A 20,312-nucleotide genomic window follows, 5' to 3' on the forward strand; every position below is an offset into this window, starting at 1 on the left:
AGACGGGCAGATGTGGATCAATCCGCCCGGTACTGCTATCCTAGGGCTCAATAGCAATACAGTACAAATACACTTCTACGCATAATTTCACATACTGTAATGGTCATATGAGCAATACACTCGCCTCTTCGTCCCTACCCTTGCTGTCGCGCGCCTCGGGCGAAACGCTGATCGATCAGATCGTGCGCTCGCTGGCGGCGCGCATCGACGACAAGCTGCTGCGCGGCGGCGCGCGCATGCCATCGATCCGCCAGTGCGCCGCCAGCCTGGAAGTGTCGTGCGCCACAGTGGTGGCCAGCTACGACAAGCTGGTGGCGCGCGGCTACCTGGAATCGCGGCGCGGCGCCGGCTTTTTCGTGCGCGAGCGTTCGCCGCTGAACGCGCCGGCGCCGCCCGCTGGCGCGCAGGACACGGCGGCGCAGCCGATGGACGTGGTGTGGCTGATCCGTAACATGTTCCGCCAGACGCCGGTCATTCCCGCGCCCGGCTCCGGCATGCTGCCCGCCGAGTGGCTCGATGGCGACCTGGTGGCGCGCGCCTTGCGCGACGTCAGCCGCCAGCCCGGCAGCTTGCTGCTGGGCTATGGCGCGCCGCAGGGATTCCTGCCGCTGCGCCAGCAGTTGCAACTGAAACTGGCGGGGCTGGAAATCGCCTGTCCACCCGAGCAGATCGTCACCACGGTGGGCGTGATGCAGGCGCTGGACCTGGTGGCGCGCGAGTTTGCCCGTCCCGGCGAGACCATTTTCGTCGACGATCCTGCGTACTGGCTGATGTTCGGCGCCTTTGCCGCCATGGGCATGCACGTCATCGGCATCCCGCGCCTGGGGGACGGCCCCGATATCGCCGTGCTGGCCGAGCTGGCGGCCTTGCACCGTCCCAGGCTGTACGTGATCAACTCGGTGCTGCACAACCCCAGCTCGACGTCGCTGTCGGCGGCCAAGGCGTTCCAGGTGCTACGCCTGGCCGAACAGCACGATTTCCTCGTCGTCGAGGATGACATTTATTGCGACATGCATCCCGGCGGCGAGGTGCAGCCGGCCACGCGCCTGGCCGCGCTGGACCAGTTGCGCCGCGTGATCTACCTGGGCGGCTTTTCCAAGAGCCTGGCGGCGAACCTGCGCGTGGGCTTCATCGCCACATCGCCGGAGCGGGCGCAGCGCCTGGCCGACCGCAAGATGCTGGCCACCTTGACCACCAGCGACATCGGCGAGCGCGTGGTGTATAAGATCCTCTCGCAGGGCCTGTATCGCAAGCATGCGGAGCGCCTGCGCGCGCGGCTCGACAAGGTGCGCGAGGGGACGTACCGCCGCGCCGAGCGGGTCGGCCTGCGCTTCGACCCTGCGCCGGCCGGCATGTTCGTGTGGGCCGATGCGCTCTGCGACACGAACCTGCTGGCCGAAAAGGCGCTGGCCGAGGGGCTGGTGCTGGCGCCGGGCAGCCTGTTTTCGCCGCGCCAGCTGCCGTCGACCCGCATGCGCCTGAACCTGGCCACGGTGCAGGACCAGCGCGTCTGGGATTTTTTGGGCCGCGCGCTGGGATAAGGCACCGCGTGAAACGGGGGGGCCTTGAAATCGCTTATATAATCCCCAACTCCGTAGCATCCGTCCCATCCACAAGACTATGAGGTAAAAATGGCTGTCTCCGAAAAGCAAACCCTGGGTTTTCAGACCGAAGTGAAGCAAATGCTGCACCTGATGATCCATTCCCTGTACTCGAACAAGGAAATCTTCCTGCGCGAACTGATCTCGAACGCGTCCGACGCGGCCGACAAATTGCGCTTCGAAGCGATCGATAACGACGCCCTGTATGGCAACGATCACGAATTGAAGATCAAGGTCAGCTTCGACAAGGATGCGCGCACCATCACCATTTCCGACAACGGCATCGGCATGACCCGTGACGAGGCGATCTCGCACCTGGGCACCATCGCCAAGTCGGGCACCAAGGAATTCTTTGGCAAGCTGTCGGGCGACCAGCAGCAGGACGCGGCCCTGATCGGCCAGTTCGGCGTGGGCTTCTATTCAGGCTTTATCGTCGCCGACAAGATCACTGTCGAAACGCGCCGCGCCGGCGCTGACGCCTCCGAGGGCGTGCGCTGGGAATCGGCGGGCGAAGGCGATTACAGCATCGAAACCATCGAAAAAACGGGCCGTGGCACGGACATCATCCTGCACCTGCGCGAAGGCGAGGACGAATTGCTGTCGAGCTGGAAGATCAAGTCCATCATCCGCAAGTACTCGGACCATATCTCGCTGCCGATCGTGATGCAGAAGGAAGAGTGGGACGACGAGAAAAAAGAAACCGTCCTGAAAGACGAATTCGAAACCGTCAACCAGGCCAGCGCCCTGTGGGCCCGCAACAAGGCCGACATCACGCCGGAACAGTACGACGAATTCTACAAGCACGTGTCGCACGACTTCCAGTCGCCGCTGACGCATACGCACAACCGTGTGGAAGGGCGCAGCGAATACACGCAGCTGCTGTACATTCCGGCCAAGGCGCCGTTCGACATGTGGGACCGCAACAAGCGCGGCGGCATCAAGCTGTACGTCAAGCGCGTCTTCATCATGGACGATGCCGAGCAGCTGATGCCGACCTACCTGCGCTTCGTGCGCGGGGTGATCGACTCGGCCGACCTGCCACTGAACGTGTCGCGTGAAATCCTGCAGGAATCGCGCGACGTCAAGGTGATCCGCGAAGGCTCGACCAAGCGCGTGCTGGGCATGCTGGAAGAGCTGGCGAATGCGGACGAGCAGGACAAGAAGGACAAGTACGCCGTCTTCTGGAAGGAATTCGGCCAGGTGCTGAAAGAAGGCATCGGCGAAGACGCAGCCAACAAGGAACGCCTGGCCAAGCTGCTGCGCTTTGCCTCGACGGCCAACGACAGCGACGGGCAAATCACCTCGTTCGCCGACTACGTGGCGCGCATGAAGGAAGGCCAGGACAAGATCTATTACGTCACAGCCGACAACTACGCCGCCGCCAAGAACAGCCCGCACCTGGAAATCTTCCGCAAGAAGGGCGTCGAAGTGCTGCTGCTGACGGACCGCGTCGACGAATGGATGCTGTCGTTTATCCAGGACTTCGAAGGCAAGGAACTGGTTTCCGTCGCCAAGGGTGGACTGGACCTGGGCGCGCTGGAAGACGAAGCGGAAAAGAAAGAGCACGAAGAAACGGAAACCTCGTACGCCGATCTGGTGGGCAAGATGAAGACCGTGCTGGCCGACAAGGCCAAGGACGTGCGCGTGACGTTCCGCCTGACCGATTCGCCAGCCTGCCTGGTGGCCGATGAAAATGAATTGTCGGGCAACCTGTTGCGCATGCTCAAAGCTGCTGGCCAGAGCGCGCCGGAATCGAAGCCGATTCTGGAAATCAATCCGAACCACCCGCTGGTGACGCGCCTGAAATATGAAGATGCGCAAGGCGGCAAATTCGGCGACTGGGCCAACATCCTGTTCGATCAGGCCATGCTGGCCGAAGGCGGCTCGCTGGCCGACCCGGCCAGTTTTGTCAAGCGCCTCAACGAATTGCTGCTCAATACGGCGAAGTAATTCAGATGCGTGTAGGTCGGATTAGCGTAAGCGTAATCCGACACAGCGGCTAATGCATCAAGGCCGGCCCTTTCCTCGTGAAAGGGCCGGCTTTTTCTTTAAGGGGCCATCATGAAAATCCGCTGGATCGCGGGCCTGGGCGCGCATGCGCTGGGCTGCCTGCTGTTTATTGTGTTGAGCTGGCTGGGGTTTTACCTGTACACGCAGCTGTTCGGCAGCCTCGGTTCGCGCGGCGTGGCCGGTGGCCTGGCCCTGCTGCTGGTGTTCTATGTGTATGCGGGCACGAATCTGTTGCTGGCGCTGCTGCCACCTGGCTGGTGGAAGCCAGCGCTGTGCGGCTTGCTGGGTGCGGCCGTGCTTGCGTATCTGCTGCCGCAGCATCCGCTGCGGGCCATCTACTTCAGCGTGCTGTCGGGCGGCTTGAGCTGGCTGGCCGTGCTGGCCAGCGCGCGCTTAATCCAATTCCTGCGCGGCTGACAGGCCCGTGAGAAAGGCGGCGACCGCATCGGCGGCCGCTGCCGGCGCCGCCTGCAGCAGCATGTGCGGCGCGTCGATGTCGACCAGCTGCGTGCCTGGTTCCAGGTGCAGTATCTGCAAGGCGTTTGCCGGCGGCACCAGGCGGTCGTGGCGGGCGCGCAGATACAGGACGGGCAGGCTGCCGCGCGCGAAGCTGCGCGAGGCGTCTTTTTCCGGTATATCCAGCACGGCGCGCAGGCGCTGGCGCAGCACGCTGGGCGGCACTTGCGCCAGCGCCGCTGCCAGTTCCGCCTGCAGTGGCGGCGTGGCGTAGGGCGTCAGCAATGCCTGCCGCAGGGCGAAGCCGGGCAGGGTGCCAAAGGGGATCAAGTCCAGCAGGTGGCGCAGCGGTGCCAGCAGCGGGCGCGGATTGCGCACGAATGAACAGCACAGGATCAGCGCGCGCATGCCCGGCGGCGGATCGGCGCGCAAAGCTGCCCCAAGCGGTCCCGAAAACGATTCGGCCAGTACGACGAAAGCGCGGTCCTGCGGCAAGCGCTCGCGCACGAACGCTTCCAGCGCCGCATAGTCGAGTGGTGCGGCCGGATAGGCGATGGCCTGGGTCTCGATGGCGGTTTGCGCGCGCAAGGCGGCGTCAAAACGCTGGAATAGCCGGGCCGTGCCATCCATGCCGGGCAGGAGGACAAGCAGTGTTGGGGCGGGGGAAGAGATCGTCATTGCGGCCATCATAACAGCGGCCTCGGCGCACACGCCGTCCGCCAGCCGCAGGGCACGAGGGCTGGCACCATGCTAGAATCGCCGGCGCGCCATGCGTGGCCGTGATAGCGGCCAAATCCCCGACAGACAGAATCATGCATATCATTTTCTCGAATTACCGCACCCTGGGCGGCGCCTTGCTGGCAGCGGCCTGCGTCCTTTCCCAGCCCGCCCGCGCCACGGCGGCGCCCTCGGCACCGGCCGGGAAAAGCCTGTCTTCCCTGCTGGCAGGCGGCCCTTTGCCGCGCCTGAGCGAAGACCCGCAAGTGCGCGCCGCCCTGTTCGATTTCTTCGGTTACGCGCGCGGCAGCTACACGGAAGACGATGAACTGCTGCTGGCGCAGGCGCTCGAGGCGATCAGCGAAAAGCGCGACGCCACGCGCACCGCGCTGGCCGATGGCCGCCAGTTGCTGGCGTCGATGAATGACCGCAAGCAGGGCCGTGAACGGGGCGCCATGCTGCTCGACAAGCGTGGCGCCATCCTCGCCTTTGGCCTGGTCAACGGGCATTGCCGCCTGGAGGGCCAGCCGCTGGCGAGAGTCTGCAATCCTGATCCGAATGCGGTGCTGACGGTATTCCACCGCAAGGGCATGCTGGTCGGCGAAGCGGCGCCCTTGCTGGCTTGGGCCAGGCAATTGCCGCCCATGCTGGCGCTGATCGCGGGCGACAAGGAAGCGGGCGCCGATGGGCAGAAGATCGCCACGGTCGAGTATGTGCTGGCGCAGCCGGCCCTGCCGGGCTGGAACCGCGCCCAGCTGCCGCCCGCCTATCCGCCGGCGCTCTTGCCGCTGCTGCTCGATAAATCCACGGTGCTGACGTCGGCCGGCGCCGGCGTGTTTGCCTATCCGCTCACGCTCAAGGGCAAGAAACAGAACAATGTGCTGGACCATGCCGAAGGCCGCCCGCCGCGCGACCTGGAAGTGGCGTTGCGCAGCTATGCCAGTTTCGATGCGGTGGTCGAGCGCTACCGCCAGATGGCCAAGGGCGCCAGGCTGCAGCGCAATGAGCGCACGGCCTACCTCGACGGCGACATGGGGCAGGGCAGTTACCGCGTCTACATCCGCAACACGGGTGCGGATGGGGTGATGATCGACGTGGCGCTATGGCAGCGCAAGCTGGCGGCCAGCCGCTGATTTTAGCCAGGGCGCGCTTGTTCGTAGCCCAGTTGCGCCAGCTGCGCGGCGATGGCGTCGTCGCGTGTTTTCCTGCCGGTGCGCAGGCGCGCATGCGTCAGGGATGCGGGCAAGCCATGCGCCAGCAACGCGTCGATGTCGAGCATGGTCTCGGATGCCGACAGCTGGCGCAGAGCGGGCAAGGTGGCCAGGCCGGGCAGGCTGTCGAGCGTCTTGCAGGTGTGCAGGTTCAGGCGTTCGAGCACGGGATTGGGTCCCAGCGCGATGTGCCGCAGCTTGATCTGGTCTTCCACCCATAGCGCCTGCAGCAGGGGAAAGCGGCCGATATCTCCCAGCGTTTCCAGGCCGCGTACGCGTATCACTTCCAGTTTCTTCAACAGCGGCGCGTCGATGTGCGCGAGCGATTCGCGGCCACCCAGCTGCAACAGCAGCCTGTCCAGGCGGGCCATCTCCGAGATGAAATCCAGCGCTACCTTGTTCTTGATGCGGTATAGCGACAGCTCGTGCAGCGCCGGCAGGCTGGCCAGGGTGTCGATGTGCTGGTGGTGGCCCTCGATGGCCAGGCTGGCCAGGTGCGCGTAGTGGCGCAGGGGCGCCAGGTCGATATTGTTCCTGGCCGACTCGCCCAGGTTCAGGTATTCGAGGCCGCGCAAATTGTCCAGTTGCAGGATGTCGGCCTCGGCCAGCTTGTACACGCCCAGGCTCAGGCGCTTCAGGTGGCGCAGCTCGCCCAACGCTTCCAGATGGATGGCTTGCCGGTGGCAATTGATGGACAGGCTGGCCACATGCGGCAGCGCGCGCAGGATGCGGGCATCGAACACCCTCGGGTCGTAACCGTAGATGCGGATGGTCAGCGCAGTGCCGCAGGTGGCGGCCAGGGCGTCGAGGTCGGCCAGCAGCGGCTCCGGCTCACCCAGGGTACTGAACTGCACCAGCACCTGTTGGCCGCTGGCGATGGCGGCGCGGATCGCCCCGGCGTCGATGCGCTCGGGGTTCTGGATGCACTGCGGCTGTCTTGTTTGCGTCATGGTCACAGTCCTATCGGATAGTCGACTTTCCTGGGGGGCGGGCAGCCTTCCGGCCCCGGGAACGTCTGCTTGCCCGTGTCGTCGTAGCGCTTGCCGCAATCGACGAGCACGCGTTTGCGGAAGGTGAAAATGCTGGCCACCTTGCCGTTCGGGTGGTAGCAGATATTGTCGCCATCGCGGTCGGCCGAGCCGTAACTGATCATCGACTCGCCATTCACCGTGCGCGTGCTGTGGCCGCTGCGTGGCTCCGTGCATTTGAGCTGACCGCTTTCGTAATACGCGTTGACGACGGAAGTGTCGGCCGCGCGGTCGACCAGCAGTTCGTCCTTGCGTTTGCCGTCCGGGTAGTTCGAATAGCCTTCCTGGCGCTGGCCGTACTGGAAGGCGTAGTAATACTGCGGCTTGCCGTCCGGGTAGTACATGTGGTGATACTCGCACACGTCGTCGCGCGTGCTGCCGTACTCTTTGAAGGTGCAGCGGTGGATGTCGTTGAGCAGCTGGCCGTCTTCATAGTACTCGCGCAGGTGCGTGAGCAGGCGGCCCTGGTCGATGACGGCCAGGCGTTCCGGCTTGCCGTTCGGGTAGTAGCGCGCATCGAGGCCCTGCTTCTTGCCGTTGTCCCACAGCGTATCGAGGCGCAGGACTTTGCCGCTGTCGTCGAACGCCTGTTCGCGCCCGTCCAGTTGGCCGTTGCGGTAGGTGGCCGTGTAGATCACGTATTCCTTGCCGGCCGGGCCCAGATAGCGCGTGCGACTGCCATCGAGCACGCCGGCCTGGTAGTGGTCGCGCACACGCAGCGCGCCTTGCGCATCCGTGTCGAGGGCCTCGCCCTGTTTTTTGCCTTTCACAAAAGTGACGCTTTGCGTGACCTTGTCTTTGAGCTTGAGCTTCCACGGCCCGTCGCGCAAGCCATCGATGAAGTTGCCGTCGCCATCTTCCGTGATCCATGCGCCATGGCGCGTGCCGTTGACGTAGTTGCCGCGCGTTTGCAGCTTGCCGCCCATGCTGCGCTCGTGCGGGCCGTTCAGCTGGCCGCCCGTGTAGGTGTCGAAACCCGTCACTTCCTCTGCATCGGCATAGTTGACGATCGTCCAGCGGCCTTCGCGCTTGCCGGCCCGGTACATGCCGCTCTCGCTCTGCTTGGGATAATCGAAGTGCCACAGGCCTTCCTGCAGGCCATTGACGAAATGGCCTTTCTCGCTGCCTTCGTGCATGCCTTCGCGTACCCACAGTCCCTGGCGCTTGCCTTTCACGTACTGGCCCCGTTCGACGACCGAGCCGTCGTCCCAGGCCAGGCTGTAGAGGACGGACGGGCCGTCCTGACTGCCCGTGAATTGCTGCGGCGCTGTTTCCCACGTCACTTGCCACAGGCGGTAATTGGGCAGGATGCCGGCGCCCGCATCGCTGTACAGGGTGTAGCTGGCGGTGAGAAAACGCTCGCCCTTCTTCTGGAAGGTCTTCTTGTAGGTGATGGCGTCCTTGCCGCCTGCCGCCACGGGCTTGCCGTCATCGCTGTAGTAACCGACGATGGTGCCTTGCGTATGGTCGATGGCGTCGAAGTCCGCATTGCCGCTCTTGCCCCGCGCGACGCTGTAGTCCATCGGCGCCAGTTTTGCCAGCGCCGCCTTGACCTGGCCCGCATTGGGGGTGGCGCCTTGCGCCACGATGCGGTTCAGGGCTGGCTGGAGGCCGTCCAGGCGCCGGTATTTGCCGGAGCTGCGGTGGTAGCGGTAGGCGCGCAAGCCATTTTTGTCTCCCTGGCGGAACAGCACCAGCATGGTTTGCACGCTGTCGTCCGTTTCCTTGTCCTGCGAGGCGTAGAAGACGGAGCGGATGACGGCGTTGCCGAACTGGTCGAGCAAAATGGGTTTCGAGCTGCCGCTCTTGCACTCGCAGTAATAGCCGTTGACGCCTTCTTTTTCCTTGAGAAAGGCGACGTCAAGCCCGCTATCCTGCGAGGCGCTGATGGCGGGATGGGCGAGGCTCTTGCCTTCGTAGAAGGGCGCGCCGTGGGCGAGGGCGGAGCAGAGCAGCAAGGGCAGAAGAATTGGCAAGAGCGGACGTTTCATCGTGGGGCTGGCGCCGCGGCGCCGCTATGGAAAGGCCACGATTCTGCCTGTGTTCCCTGATGCGGGCAAATGTGCGCGCTTCTATCGTGTGCGGTGCGCGCCCTTGTTCAGGGCTGGTGCGCGGCGCAAAAATCGAGCAGCAGCTGTTCGCCGTCTGGCCAGGGACCGTAGCCGGCGTCGCCATTGATATGGCCGGCGTCGCCGATCATGGTGAAATCGCTGCCCCAGGCGCCAGCAAACGCGCGTGCCCGCGCGAAGCTGACGTAGGGATCATCGCCGCTGGCCACCACCAGGCTGGGAAACGGCAAGGCTTGCAGCGGCATGGGAGAAAAACCCGTGGTGCCGGACGGGTAGGAGGGCGCTTCCACATCGCTGGGGGCGACCAGGAAGGCGCCGGCGATCTTGTGCGGCGAACCGCTGGCCGCCCAATGGGCCACCAGCGCGCAGGCCAGGCTGTGCGCGGCCAGCACGGGAGGGCGCTCGCAGACGGCGATGGCGCTGTCGAGCTCCGCCACCCATTCGTCCTTGTCCGGCGTCTGCCATTCCCGGTGTGGCACGCGCGACCATTGCGGGTGGCGCGCTTCCCAATGGGTTTGCCAGTGCTGCGGCCCGGAATTCCACAGGCCGGCCAGGGTCAGGACGAGAGGCGACATCGATGCTCCTTAAAGTTCTGTGCGTAAAGCAAACAGTTCGGGAAACAATACCACGTCGAGCATCTTGCGCAAATAGCTCACGCCCGCCGTGCCGCCCGTGCCCGTCTTGAAGCCGATGATGCGCTCGACCGTCGTCACGTGGCGGAAGCGCCAGAAGCGGAAGGCCGTTTCCAGGTCGACCAGCTTTTCGGCCAGCTCGTACAGGGCCCAGTGCTTCGACGGGTCGCGGTAGACTTCCAGCCAGGCCGCCTTGACCGACGCGTCGGAGGCGGTCGGCAGGGTCCAGTCGGCGTCCAGGCGCTCGGGCGCGATGGTCAAGCCGCTGCGCGCCAGCAGTTTGACGGCTTCATCGTAGACGGACGGTGCGCGCAGGGCGGCGTCCAGCACCTGGTAGGTGTCGGGAGCCGTCGTGTGCACGTTGAGCAGGGCGGCGTTCTTGTTCCCCAAAATGAATTCGATCTCGCGGTACTGGAAGGACTGGAAGCCGGACGAGGCGCCCAGGTAGGGCCGGATGGCCGTGTATTCGGGCGGCGTCATGGTGGCCAGCACGTCCCAGGCATGCACCAGCTGGTCCATGATGCGCGCCACGCGGGCCAGCATTTTAAACGCGGGCGCCAGGTCGCCGCTTTGCAGGTTGGCGCGCACGGCGTGCATTTCGTGCAGCATCAGCTTCATCCACAATTCGCTGGTCTGGTGCTGCACGATGAACAGCATTTCGTTATGGTTCGGCGACAGCGGATGCTGCGCCGTCAGGATGCGGTCCAGCGCCAGGTAGTTGCCGTAGCTCATCGATTCGCTGAAATCCATCTGCGCGCCATGCCACTGCGCATCCTGGCCGCCGGCATGCATGGGGCAGCCGCTGGTGTTTTTCTCGTTCATAGTCTTGTCGTCGCTCATGGGGTGGTTCAGGTGACCGCATCGCGCTTGGCGGCGATGTCGTAGGCTAGTGTGTCGAGGATGTCGCGCAGGATCTCCACGGCATCCCAGACGTCGGCAAAGCTGGTGTACAGGGGCGTGAAGCCGAAGCGCATGATGGCCGGCTCGCGGTAGTCGCCGATGACGCCGCGCGCGATCAGCGCCTGCATCACGGCATAGCCGTGCGGATGCGTGAAGCTGACCTGGCTGCCGCGCCGCGCATGCTCGCGCGGCGTGACGAGGCCCAGCGGATGGCTGGCGCAGCGCTGTTCCACCAGCGCGATGAACAAATCCGTCAGGGCCAGCGATTTGCGGCGGATGGCTTCCATGCTCGTTTGCGCGAAGATCTCCAGGCCGCATTCGACCAGGGCCAGCGAGACAATCGGCTGCGTGCCGCACAGGGCGCGGGCGATGCCGTCGGCCGGCGCAAAGCCCGGGTCCATGGCGAACGGCGTGGCGTGACCCCACCAGCCGGACAGCGGCTGGCGGAAGCGCGCCTGGTGTTTTTTCGGTACCCAGATGAAGGCGGGCGAGCCGGGGCCGCCGTTCAGGTATTTGTAGGTGCAGCCGACGGCCAGGTCTGCGCCAGCGCCGTTCAGGTCCAGCGGCACGGCGCCGGCCGAATGGGCCAGGTCCCACAGTGCCAGCGCGCCTTGCGCGTGGCAATGGCTGCTGATGGCGGCCATGTCGTGCTGGTAGCCGGTACGGTAGTTGACGTGCGTGAGCATGGCGACGGCGCAATCGGCATCGATGGCTTGCGCCAGTTCCTCGGGGCTGTCGACCAGGCGCAGCTGGTAGCCGCGGTCGAGCCAGGCTGCCAGGCCTTGCGCCATGTACAGGTCGGTGGGGAAGTTGCTGCGTTCGCTGACAATGATCCTGCGCGCGGCATGGGTCGCGTCGCTGGCCTGCATCTGCAGGGCGGCGGCCAGCGCCTTGAACAGGTTGACGGAGGTGGTGTCGGTGATCACCACTTCGCCAGTCTGCGCGCCGAGCAGCGGCGCCAGGCGGTCGCCCAGGCGCTTGGGCAGGTCGAACCAGCCAGCGCTATTCCAGCTGCGGATCAGGTCCGTGCCCCATTCGGCCGTGATGACGTGCTGGGCACGGGCCAGGGCCGCTTTCGGCCGGGCACCCAGGGAGTTGCCGTCGAGGTAAATCACGCCTTGCGGCAAGTCGAATTGCTGGCGCAGGGGCGCCAGGGGATCGTCGAGATCGCGCGCGCTGCAGTCATGTCGAGAAATCATGGTGGCTTTCATGTTGGGACTTGCATTAATGGCACGATATTGTTTGAGGCCTAAAGTATTGTGCGGAAGCAGGCAGTGTAGCAAATCCCCGCCAAAAAGCGGCATTTCCGCCTCAGATGAGGGGCGAAAAGTGCCGCCCTGCGGGGCGTCAACGAAAAAAATCACGATTTTCAAAAATATTTTCAAATCGCCCTAAAGTTCTGCGATTCGCCGCCGTCAACGATTACATGAACGGCGTCAAGCCGCCAAAAAGAATGCGGGTCTTTTAAATATTTTTCGAAAAAGCCCTAAAGTTCCTGTCAAGGCAGCCGTTATCTAGGTAAGCAGACTTGATTTTGATCAAGTTGTTGTAGAAAAGTGATATTTTTTACAGGCCTGAAGCCGGGTAAATCCCCTTCAGCGCCCACCTCCCGCATCCGCGCCCTTACTGGCGTGCGACCATGATCGAGTAGTGTTTGTCAGACAAACACCTACGGTCCTGCCCGCCATTTCCCGACCAAAAATACAGTCCTTCGCCTCTGTTGCGTTTGATGTTGCTCCTGCAGAATGTATCTCACTGGCAACAGACAACGCCAGCTGAATTCAACGGATTGAGGAGATGGAAATGACTGCTAACGACATGATGGCTGAGATTCGCGACGCTAACCTGAGCTACCTGATGCTGGCCCAGCAAATGATTCGTGCGGACAAGGTAACGGCCATCTTCCGTTTGGGCATAGCCGCCGAAATCGCTGAATTGATCGAAGGCATGAGCAATGCGCAGATCCTGAAGCTCGCTGGCGGCAACATGATGCTGGCCCGCTTCCGCTTCGACGACAGCGCCATTCTGGGCATGTTGACGAACTACAATAAAGACCGCTCGCTGGCCCAGTCGCACGCGGCGATCCTCATGGCCGGACAGGGCGTCGAAGAAATCGCCTGATTCAGCAACCTTGTCAGGCAGTATCGGTAGTCAGTATCAGTCAGTCGCGGAGTACACAGCATGGCCAAGAAAAGTGTCGTATCGGAAGCGCAAGAAATCCAGCTGGCCATCGAGTTGATACAGCTGGGCGCGCGCCTGCAACTGCTGGAGACGGAAGTCTCGCTGTCGCGCGAACGCCTGCTGAATCTGTACAAGGAATTGAAGGGCGTCTCGCCGCCCAAGGGCATGCTGCCCTTTTCCACCGACTGGTTCCTCACCTGGCAGCCGAATATCCATTCCTCGCTGTTCATCAATATCCACAAATTCCTCGTCGACCACGCCGGCGCCACCGGCATCGAAGCCGTGATGAAGGCGTATAAACTGTATCTGGAGCAGATGCCGCCCGAAGCGGGTGAAGAGCCGCTGCTGTCGCTGACGCGGGCCTGGACCCTGGTGCGCTTTTTCAGCAGCAAGATGCTGAATATGGCGCCCTGCGGCAAGTGCGGCGGCAAGTTTGTCGTCAACTGCCTCGACCTGAACGCAGATTATGTCTGCGGCCTGTGCCATATGCCTTCGCGTGCCGGCAAGACCAAGAAGGCGCGCGATGAAGCGGCCGCGGTCGCGTCGCCGCGTGTGACCGCCTGATACTGCCCCCGCATCGTTCAAGCCGGAGTCGGTCGCCAGACCGGACTCCGGTTTTTTCATGGTGCTTTCGCTTACACTGGCGTTTTCCTCCTTTGACTGTCTTTTGACTGCCTCATGCTGCAACAAATCCTGCGCGCGCCCGCGCTCAAGGCCATCCTGATCCAGGTGCTGGCTTTTCCCTTGATGTTGCTATTGGTGTATGGCCTGGCGCGCGCAGGCGTGGCCATGTCGTTGTCCGTCGTGGCCTTGCTGCAGGGTGTGCTGGCGGCGCTCATCACGTGGCGTGCGGGTCTGGCGCGCTGGTGGTGCGCCATCGGCCTGCTGTTCGCGCCCGCGCTGCTGGCGGCCAGCCTGCTGCACTGGCCCCCGGTCGTGTTCCTGGCTGCCTTTGTTTTCCTGTTGAGCCTGTATTGGTCCACGTTTCGCACGCAAGTGCCGTTTTACCCGTCGGGGCCGAAGGTCTGGCGGGCGGTGGCCGAGCTGATCGCGGACCGTCCCGGCGTGCGCCTGATCGATATCGGCAGCGGCCTGGGCGGCTTGGTGCTGGACCTGGCGCGGCGGCGTCCCGATGGGCAGTTTTCCGGCATCGAACTGGCGCCGCTGCCGTGGCTGGCAAGCCGTCTGCGCGCACGGCTGTCGGGGAGTCGCGCGCGCTTTCTGCGCGGCGACTACGAAGCACTCGATTTCAGCCGTTACGATGCGGTCTTTGCCTACCTGTCGCCGGCGGCGATGGCGGCCCTGTGGCGCAAGGCGGAAAGGGAAATGTTGCCCGGTAGCATGCTTCTTAGTTACGAATTCCAGATTGCCGCACGCGAACCCGATAAGACCATCGCCGCCACAGAGGGTGGCCCTTTACTTTACATATGGTGCTTTTAAGCAATTGTCTGCGTTATTTGCTTGCCCGTAGGGCAATCTCACGTTATTGTAGTTCCACACGGCATTTTCTCGGAATCGCATTGAAAAGCAGCACATTTCAATTGACTTCCGGTTGCTTTTTTTTGCCGCTGTTTTCGTCGGCGGCGCAGCCGCCAGAAGGCAGGAACAGGTTTGAACATGCCGGGCACACAGCCCCGGCCATTATTGGGAGTCAGGGCACTTGTTAGTCATAATCGGATACATCATCGTCTGCGCCTCGGTCTTTGGCGGCTTCGCGCTGGCCGGCGGCCATCTGGCGGCGCTGTTCCAGCCGCTGGAGTTGCTGATGATCGGCGGTGCCGCCCTGGGCGCCTTTCTTGTTGGTAACAATAACAAGGCGATCAAGGCGACGATCGCCGCCTTGCCCAGCCTGTTCAAGGGCTCGCGTTATACCAAAGAGCTGTACATGGAACTGATGTCGCTGCTGTTCGAAGTGCTCAGCAAGGTGCGCAAGGAAGGCTTGATGTCGATCGAAGGCGATATCGACAAGCCCGAAGAGAGCCCCCTGTTTTCCAAGTATCCGGCCGTGCTGGCTGATCACCACATCGTCGAATTCATGACCGATTACCTGCGCCTGATGGTATCGGGCAATATGGATGCCTTCCAGATCGAAAACCTGATGGACAACGAAATCGAAACGCACCATCACGAAGGCGCCGTGCCGGCCCACGTGATTGCCAAGGTGGGCGACGGCTTGCCCGCGTTCGGTATCGTCGCCGCCGTGATGGGTGTGGTGCACACGATGGAATCGGTGGGCATACCGCCGGCCGAGCTTGGCATGCTGATCGCGCACGCGCTGGTCGGCACCTTCCTCGGCATCTTGCTGGCGTATGGCTTCGTCGGCCCGCTGGCCAGCCTGCTGGAGCAGAAGCTGGAAGAGTCGAGCAAGATGTTCCAGTGCGTGAAAGTAACCTTGCTGGCCAGCCTGAACGGGTATGCGCCGGCGCTGGCCGTGGAGTTCGGCCGCAAGGTCCTGTTCTCGACCGAGCGTCCGACGTTCAACGAGCTGGAAGACCACATCAAGAAATCGAAAACGAAGTAAGCAGTGAACAGACGCCTGGACACCATGATTCATTTGCAGCACACGGAAGGGGGACGCCATGGCCGATGAAGGCATGCGCCCGATTATCGTCAAGCGTATCAAGAAGACGGCTGGCGGCCACCATGGCGGGGCGTGGAAAATCGCCTACGCCGACTTTGTCACGGCCATGATGGCCTTCTTCCTGCTGATGTGGCTGTTGGGTTCCACCTCGAAGGGCGACTTGAACGGCATTTCCGAATTCTTCAAGACACCGCTGAAAGTGGCGATGGCGGGCGGTTCCGGCAGCGGCGAGAGCAATTCCGTGATCCAGGGCGGCGGCCAGGATCTGTCACGCCAGGATGGACAAGTGCGCAAGGCGCAGGAAGAGCAGCAGCGCAAGTCGTTCGACCTCAATTCCGCCAAGGCCGCGCTTGAACGCGAGGAAGGCAAGCGCCTGCAGGCGCTCAAGGCGCGCATCGAGGCGACTATCGATGCCAATCCCCTGCTGAAAAAATACAAGAACCAGTTGCTGCTCGATATCACCAGCGAAGGCTTGCGCATCCAGATCGTCGACGAGCAGAATCGCCCGATGTTTGCGCTCGCCAATGCGAATCTGCAACCCTATACCAAGGAAATTCTGCACGCCATCGGCTTCGTGCTCAATGAAGTGCCGAACCGCATCGGCCTGTCCGGGCACACGGATTCGACGCCCTACATGAGCGATGCCGGCTACAGCAACTGGGAATTGTCGGCTGACCGCGCGAATGCGTCGCGGCGCGAACTGGTGATTGGCGGCATGAAGGAAGAAAAAGTATTGCGCGTGGTGGGACTGGGCTCGGCCGCCCACCTGGACAAGCTCGATCCCTTCAATCCGATCAACCGGCGCATCAGCATCATCGTCATGAACAAACGCACGGAAGAAAATGTGTTGCGCGATGGGGCGGCGATCGAGCTGCCGGTGAGCGATGCCGCTTCCGCCGCTGTCGCTTCGGGGCTGGTGGCCGGTGCGCCGCCCGCGGTGGCGCCAGTTCCCGGCCCGGCAGCGGCGAAAAAATAACACGCAAGGCTGTCAACGCGTGGTGTACTGAAACAATGAGACCTTTATGACAAGAAAGAAAATACTTGGCTCGCATGTAAAACGCCTGCTGTCTGGCGTGTCGGACCATGGCCGCAAGCACTTGACGGAGGTGGAAACCGACCTGGTGCAGACCGGCATCTTGCTGGAAGAGGCGATCGAGAAGCTATCCTTCAATTTCATGGCGATACACGCAGCCGTCGCTGCGCAGCAAGATACCATCGCCATGCTGCTCGCAGGCGGCGTGCCGGCCGAGCAGCAGCGGGAAAAACTGCTGGCGCTGCAGGACGAAGTGGGCGGCTACGTGAATGCCGCCATCACCAGCATGCAGTTTCAGGACATGACCAGCCAGCTGATCGAGCGTACCCTGAAGCGCGTGACGGGCTTGCGCGAGTTCCTCGGTACCTTGGGCTCGCATGGCGCGGAGATGTTGCCGGAGAGCGACAATGAAGAAATTGTCGCCTTGCTGGGGCGGGTCAGCATGGCGCTGGCGATTCAAAGCCTGGAGTTGCGCAGCGTGCTGCGCAAGGCTGTCAGTCAACAGCATTTGGAAAGTGGCGACATCGAGCTGTTCTAGCATGCCAGTGTGGAACGCTTGCGGTTGCATGGATTGATTAATCAAATACTCGGGCAGGATGCCCGGAATAAGTGGGAGCAAAGATGGCCAAAACGATACTTGCAGTGGACGATTCCAGCTCATTGCGCCAGATGGTGGCGTTCAGCCTGAAAGCCGCCGGTTACCAGGTGGTGGAGGCCGTCGATGGCCAGGATGGACTGGAAAAAGCCAAGCTGCAAACCGTGGACCTGGTATTGACGGACCAGAACATGCCGCGCATGGATGGCCTGGAGCTGATCAAGCTGCTGCGCGAACTGCCGACCTACCAGAAGGTGCCGATTTTGATGCTGACGACGGAGTCGTCGGACGAAATGAAGTCGAAAGGACGTGCCGCCGGCGCCAATGGCTGGCTGGTCAAGCCCTTCGATCCGCAACGCCTGATTGAAGTGGTCAAGAAGGTGATCGGCTGATGCCAGCCGCGCAGCGCAACGATGCAAATGACGGAGTCACCCTATGACCATCGATATTAGCCAGTTTTTCCAGGTCTTTTTCGATGAGGCCGAAGAACTGCTGGCTGAAAAAGAACGGCTGCTGCTGGCCGTCGATATTGCGGCGCCCGACGCCGAAGACCTGAATGCCATTTTTCGCACCGCCCATTCGATCAAGGGCGGCGCATCGACGTTCGGCCTCTCCGACATGAGCGAGGTGACGCACATCCTCGAGTCGCTGCTCGACCGCATCCGTCAGGGCCAGATGGCCCTGACGGCGGAACATGTCGACGCCTTTTTGGCCGCCAAGGACATCCTCAAGATGCAGCTTGACGGTCATCGTCTGGGCAGTGCCGTCGACCAGGATGCCGTGGCCAATGTGCGCATGATGCTGCAGTCGTTCTCGCAGGACGTGCCCGTGGCCGCGCTTACGCCCGTCGCGCCAGCGTTCCATACGGCGGAAAAAGAAGCCGTCAGCCACGCCGGTGGCCAGCGCTACCGCCTGGAACTGCCGAAAATGGAAGAGCGCGAAGTCGAGGCGCTGGCGGCCGAACTGGGCTTGCTGGGCGACGTCGCCGTCTCCACCCTGGCCGACGCGCGCAAGGTGCTGGAAGTGACGACGCATGAAAGCCTGGACGATATCCTGGCCATCTGCTCGTTCGTGCTCAATCCCGACGACATGGTCATTACGCAGGCGCCGCCACTGGCGCCAGGCGAAGCTGAAGCGGCCCGCGCGGCGCAGGAAAAAGCCCAAGGCTACGGCTTCTTCGACCCGCTGCCAGGCGCGCCTGGCGTGGCGGATCCCGGCTATGGCTTCTTCCAGCCGATCGAAGACATCCGCGCCGCCGCTGGCGTGCAGAGCGACGCCGAACAGGGTTATGGTTTCTTCCAGCCCCTAGAGCAGATTCGCGCCGACGCGGCCAAGGCGGGTAACACCAGCGCTGCCGCCGTGCCGGCCGTGGCGAGCGCCGCGACCGAGGTGGAGCAGGAAAAGAAACCGGCCAAGAAAGAGGGCGAGAAGGCCGGTACCGAATCGTCGTCGATCCGCGTCTCGATTGAAAAAGTCGATCAGCTGATCAACCTGGTGGGCGAGCTGGTGATCACGCAGGCGATGATCGAGCAGCGCGCCAGTGCGCTCGACCCGATGCTGCACGAGAAACTGCTCGACAGCGTCAGCCACCTGACGCGCAACACGCGCGACTTGCAGGAAGCGGTGATGTCGATCCGCATGATGCCGATGGATTTCGTCTTTTCGCGCTTCCCGCGCATGGTGCGCGACCTGGCGACCAAGTTGGGCAAGAAGGTCGACTTCATCACCAATGGCGCCGCCACGGAACTGGACAAGGGGCTCATCGAGCGCATCGTCGATCCGCTGACGCACCTGGTGCGCAACAGTATCGACCACGGCGTGGAAATGCCGGCCGCCCGCGTGGCCGCCGGCAAGACCGAGGCCGGCCGTTTGTTCCTCTCGGCCAGCCACCAGGGTGGCAACATCATCATCGAAGTATCCGATGATGGCGCAGGATTGAACCGCGAGCGCATTCTGGCCAAGGCGCAGCAGCAGGGACTGGACGTGTCCGAGACGATGAGCGACGCCGACGTGTGGCAGCTGATCTTCGCGCCCGGCTTTTCCACCGCCGAGGCGGTCACCGACGTGTCGGGCCGCGGCGTGGGCATGGATGTCGTCAAGCGCAATATCAGCGCCATGGGCGGCGTCGTCGACATCCGTTCGGCCAAGGGTTTCGGCACGACGATTTCGATCTCGCTGCCGCTGACCCTGGCCATCCTGGACGGCATGTCGATCCGCGTCGGCGACGAAGTGTATATTTTACCGCTGGGCTTTGTCATCGAATCGCTGCAGCCAGCCGTTGAGGATATCAAGGACATCAGTGGCAAGGGGCAGGTGGTGAAAGTGCGCGGCGAATACCTGCCGCTGATTCCGCTGTACCAGATGTTCGACATCGCGCCGCGCTTTACCAGTCCCTCGGAAGGCATCTGCGTGATCCTCGAGACGGAAGGGCGCAAGGCGGCCCTGTTTGTCGACGACCTGGTGGGGCAGCAGCAGGTCGTGGTGAAAAACCTCGAATCGAATTACCGCAAGGTAGTGGGTATTTCTGGCGCCACCATCCTGGGCGATGGCGGTGTGTCGCTGATTCTCGATGTCGCCGCCCTGATCCGTTCCTCTCGCCAGCTGGCCGACGAGTCCATTTTTTCGTAATACCGATAGATAAAAGATAGGAAAACGCACCATGTCAGATACTCAACAAACATCCGGAAGCAATACGGGCGACGGCAAGGACATCGCCGGACGTGAATTCCTGGCCTTCACCCTGGGCTCCGAAGAGTACGGCATCGATATCCTGAAGGTCCAGGAAATCCGTGGTTACGAAGCGGTCACCCGCATCGCCAACGCGCCTGAATTCATCAAGGGCGTGATCAACCTGCGCGGCATCATCATTCCCGTGGTCGACATGCGCATCAAGTTCAACCTGGGTACGCCCGTGTACGACCAGTTCACGGTGGTGATCATCCTGAACATCGGCGGTCGCATCGTCGGCATGGTGGTCGACAGCGTCTCCGACGTCACCACCCTGACGCCGGAGCAGGTGAAACCGGCGCCGGAAATGGGCACCGCCTTCTCGACCGACTACATGATCGGCCTGGGCACCATCGACGAGCGCATGCTGATCCTGGTCGATATCGACAAGCTGATGTCGAGCAGCGAGATGGGCCTGATCGACAAGCTGGCGGCGTAAGCGGCAGCAAGGCGGCGCCCGGTGCGCCGCCGTTTGACCACGCAAAGAATCACTACAGATATGCATGTACCGGCACAACAAGAGGTGTGCCGGCAGGCTGCAAGGTCCGTCAGAGACCAGGCCACAACACGG

At 62.6% G+C, this 20,312-nt stretch carries 19 protein-coding genes; 13 read left to right on the forward strand and 6 right to left on the reverse strand.

Translation table 11 applies throughout. The annotated features are described in order from the left end of the window. The first annotated feature begins 107 nt into the window (after nucleotides 1-107). The 3 genes from O0882_RS26210 to O0882_RS26220 all read left to right on the forward strand — a co-directional run bounded on the left by O0882_RS26210 (nucleotide 108) and on the right by O0882_RS26220 (nucleotide 4,028). The gene (locus tag O0882_RS26210) at nucleotides 108-1,541 is read left to right on the forward strand and encodes a PLP-dependent aminotransferase family protein (protein WP_289952738.1); all 1,434 of its coding nucleotides are present in this window, start codon (nucleotides 108-110) and stop codon (nucleotides 1,539-1,541) included. A gap of 90 nt (nucleotides 1,542-1,631) precedes the next feature. Then, complete coding sequence (gene htpG / locus O0882_RS26215; protein WP_289952740.1) at nucleotides 1,632-3,551, forward strand: molecular chaperone HtpG; 1,920 nt, start codon at nucleotides 1,632-1,634, stop codon at nucleotides 3,549-3,551. 111 nt (nucleotides 3,552-3,662) lie between these two features. Next, the gene (locus tag O0882_RS26220; protein ID WP_289952743.1) at nucleotides 3,663-4,028 is read left to right on the forward strand and encodes a hypothetical protein; all 366 of its coding nucleotides are present in this window, start codon (nucleotides 3,663-3,665) and stop codon (nucleotides 4,026-4,028) included. Here O0882_RS26220 and O0882_RS26225 read toward each other — a convergent pair. Continuing rightward, the gene (locus tag O0882_RS26225; RefSeq protein ID WP_289952744.1) at nucleotides 4,005-4,745 is read right to left on the reverse strand and encodes an alpha/beta fold hydrolase; all 741 of its coding nucleotides are present in this window, start codon (nucleotides 4,743-4,745) and stop codon (nucleotides 4,005-4,007) included. The two genes, O0882_RS26220 and O0882_RS26225, sit on opposite strands and share 24 nt — an antisense overlap. 134 nt (nucleotides 4,746-4,879) lie before the next feature. On the opposite strand from O0882_RS26225, the gene O0882_RS26230 reads away from it, so the two are divergent. Continuing rightward, entirely contained in the window at nucleotides 4,880-5,917 is a 1,038-nt protein-coding gene (locus O0882_RS26230) for a hypothetical protein (protein WP_289952745.1), read from the forward strand. Between the two features lie 2 nt (nucleotides 5,918-5,919). Here O0882_RS26230 and O0882_RS26235 read toward each other — a convergent pair whose 3' ends face one another. The 5 genes from O0882_RS26235 to kynU form a co-directional block, all read right to left on the reverse strand. Continuing rightward, nucleotides 5,920-6,945 carry a hypothetical protein gene (locus tag O0882_RS26235; RefSeq protein ID WP_289952746.1) on the reverse strand — a complete coding sequence of 342 codons (1,026 nt, stop codon included), beginning with the start codon at nucleotides 6,943-6,945 and terminating at the stop codon, nucleotides 5,920-5,922. Nucleotides 6,946-6,947: 2 nt separating this feature from the next. Continuing rightward, complete coding sequence (locus O0882_RS26240) at nucleotides 6,948-9,014, reverse strand: hypothetical protein (protein WP_289952751.1); 2,067 nt, start codon at nucleotides 9,012-9,014, stop codon at nucleotides 6,948-6,950. 107 nt (nucleotides 9,015-9,121) lie between these two features. Beyond that, nucleotides 9,122-9,667: an alpha/beta hydrolase gene (locus O0882_RS26245; protein ID WP_289952753.1), complete on the reverse strand. Its 546-nt coding sequence runs from the start codon at nucleotides 9,665-9,667 to the stop codon at nucleotides 9,122-9,124. Between the two features lie 9 nt (nucleotides 9,668-9,676). Beyond that, complete coding sequence (gene kynA, locus O0882_RS26250) at nucleotides 9,677-10,546, reverse strand: tryptophan 2,3-dioxygenase (protein ID WP_289952941.1); 870 nt, start codon at nucleotides 10,544-10,546, stop codon at nucleotides 9,677-9,679. A gap of 26 nt (nucleotides 10,547-10,572) precedes the next feature. Then, nucleotides 10,573-11,823: a kynureninase gene (gene kynU / locus O0882_RS26255; protein ID WP_289952755.1), complete on the reverse strand. Its 1,251-nt coding sequence runs from the start codon at nucleotides 11,821-11,823 to the stop codon at nucleotides 10,573-10,575. Between the two features lie 604 nt (nucleotides 11,824-12,427). Here kynU and flhD point away from each other — a divergent pair. The 9 genes from flhD to O0882_RS26300 all read left to right on the forward strand — a co-directional run bounded on the left by flhD (nucleotide 12,428) and on the right by O0882_RS26300 (nucleotide 20,180). Next, nucleotides 12,428-12,745 (forward strand): flagellar transcriptional regulator FlhD, encoded by a 318-nt coding sequence (gene flhD, locus O0882_RS26260; RefSeq protein ID WP_034758381.1) that lies wholly within the window; start codon nucleotides 12,428-12,430, stop codon nucleotides 12,743-12,745. A gap of 60 nt (nucleotides 12,746-12,805) precedes the next feature. Further along, nucleotides 12,806-13,369 (forward strand): flagellar transcriptional regulator FlhC, encoded by a 564-nt coding sequence (gene flhC / locus O0882_RS26265; RefSeq protein WP_071078265.1) that lies wholly within the window; start codon nucleotides 12,806-12,808, stop codon nucleotides 13,367-13,369. A gap of 114 nt (nucleotides 13,370-13,483) precedes the next feature. Continuing rightward, nucleotides 13,484-14,245 carry a class I SAM-dependent methyltransferase gene (locus O0882_RS26270; RefSeq protein WP_289952759.1) on the forward strand — a complete coding sequence of 254 codons (762 nt, stop codon included), beginning with the start codon at nucleotides 13,484-13,486 and terminating at the stop codon, nucleotides 14,243-14,245. A 220-nt stretch (nucleotides 14,246-14,465) separates the two neighbouring features. Continuing rightward, nucleotides 14,466-15,326: a flagellar motor stator protein MotA gene (gene motA, locus O0882_RS26275; protein WP_077401985.1), complete on the forward strand. Its 861-nt coding sequence runs from the start codon at nucleotides 14,466-14,468 to the stop codon at nucleotides 15,324-15,326. A 58-nt stretch (nucleotides 15,327-15,384) separates the two neighbouring features. Beyond that, nucleotides 15,385-16,362 (forward strand): flagellar motor protein MotB, encoded by a 978-nt coding sequence (gene motB / locus O0882_RS26280; RefSeq protein ID WP_289952760.1) that lies wholly within the window; start codon nucleotides 15,385-15,387, stop codon nucleotides 16,360-16,362. 46 nt (nucleotides 16,363-16,408) lie between these two features. After that, the gene (locus tag O0882_RS26285; RefSeq protein ID WP_289952761.1) at nucleotides 16,409-16,957 is read left to right on the forward strand and encodes a chemotaxis protein; all 549 of its coding nucleotides are present in this window, start codon (nucleotides 16,409-16,411) and stop codon (nucleotides 16,955-16,957) included. Nucleotides 16,958-17,040: 83 nt separating this feature from the next. Beyond that, nucleotides 17,041-17,406 (forward strand): response regulator, encoded by a 366-nt coding sequence (locus tag O0882_RS26290; protein WP_034758362.1) that lies wholly within the window; start codon nucleotides 17,041-17,043, stop codon nucleotides 17,404-17,406. A gap of 43 nt (nucleotides 17,407-17,449) precedes the next feature. Further along, complete coding sequence (cheA, locus tag O0882_RS26295) at nucleotides 17,450-19,642, forward strand: chemotaxis protein CheA (protein ID WP_289952762.1); 2,193 nt, start codon at nucleotides 17,450-17,452, stop codon at nucleotides 19,640-19,642. 31 nt (nucleotides 19,643-19,673) lie between these two features. Next, nucleotides 19,674-20,180 carry a chemotaxis protein CheW gene (locus tag O0882_RS26300; protein WP_071078260.1) on the forward strand — a complete coding sequence of 169 codons (507 nt, stop codon included), beginning with the start codon at nucleotides 19,674-19,676 and terminating at the stop codon, nucleotides 20,178-20,180. Nucleotides 20,181-20,312 lie beyond the last annotated feature (132 nt).

It is taken from the genome of Janthinobacterium sp. SUN073, assembly GCF_030397665.1.
Lineage (GTDB): Bacteria > Pseudomonadota > Gammaproteobacteria > Burkholderiales > Burkholderiaceae_D > Janthinobacterium.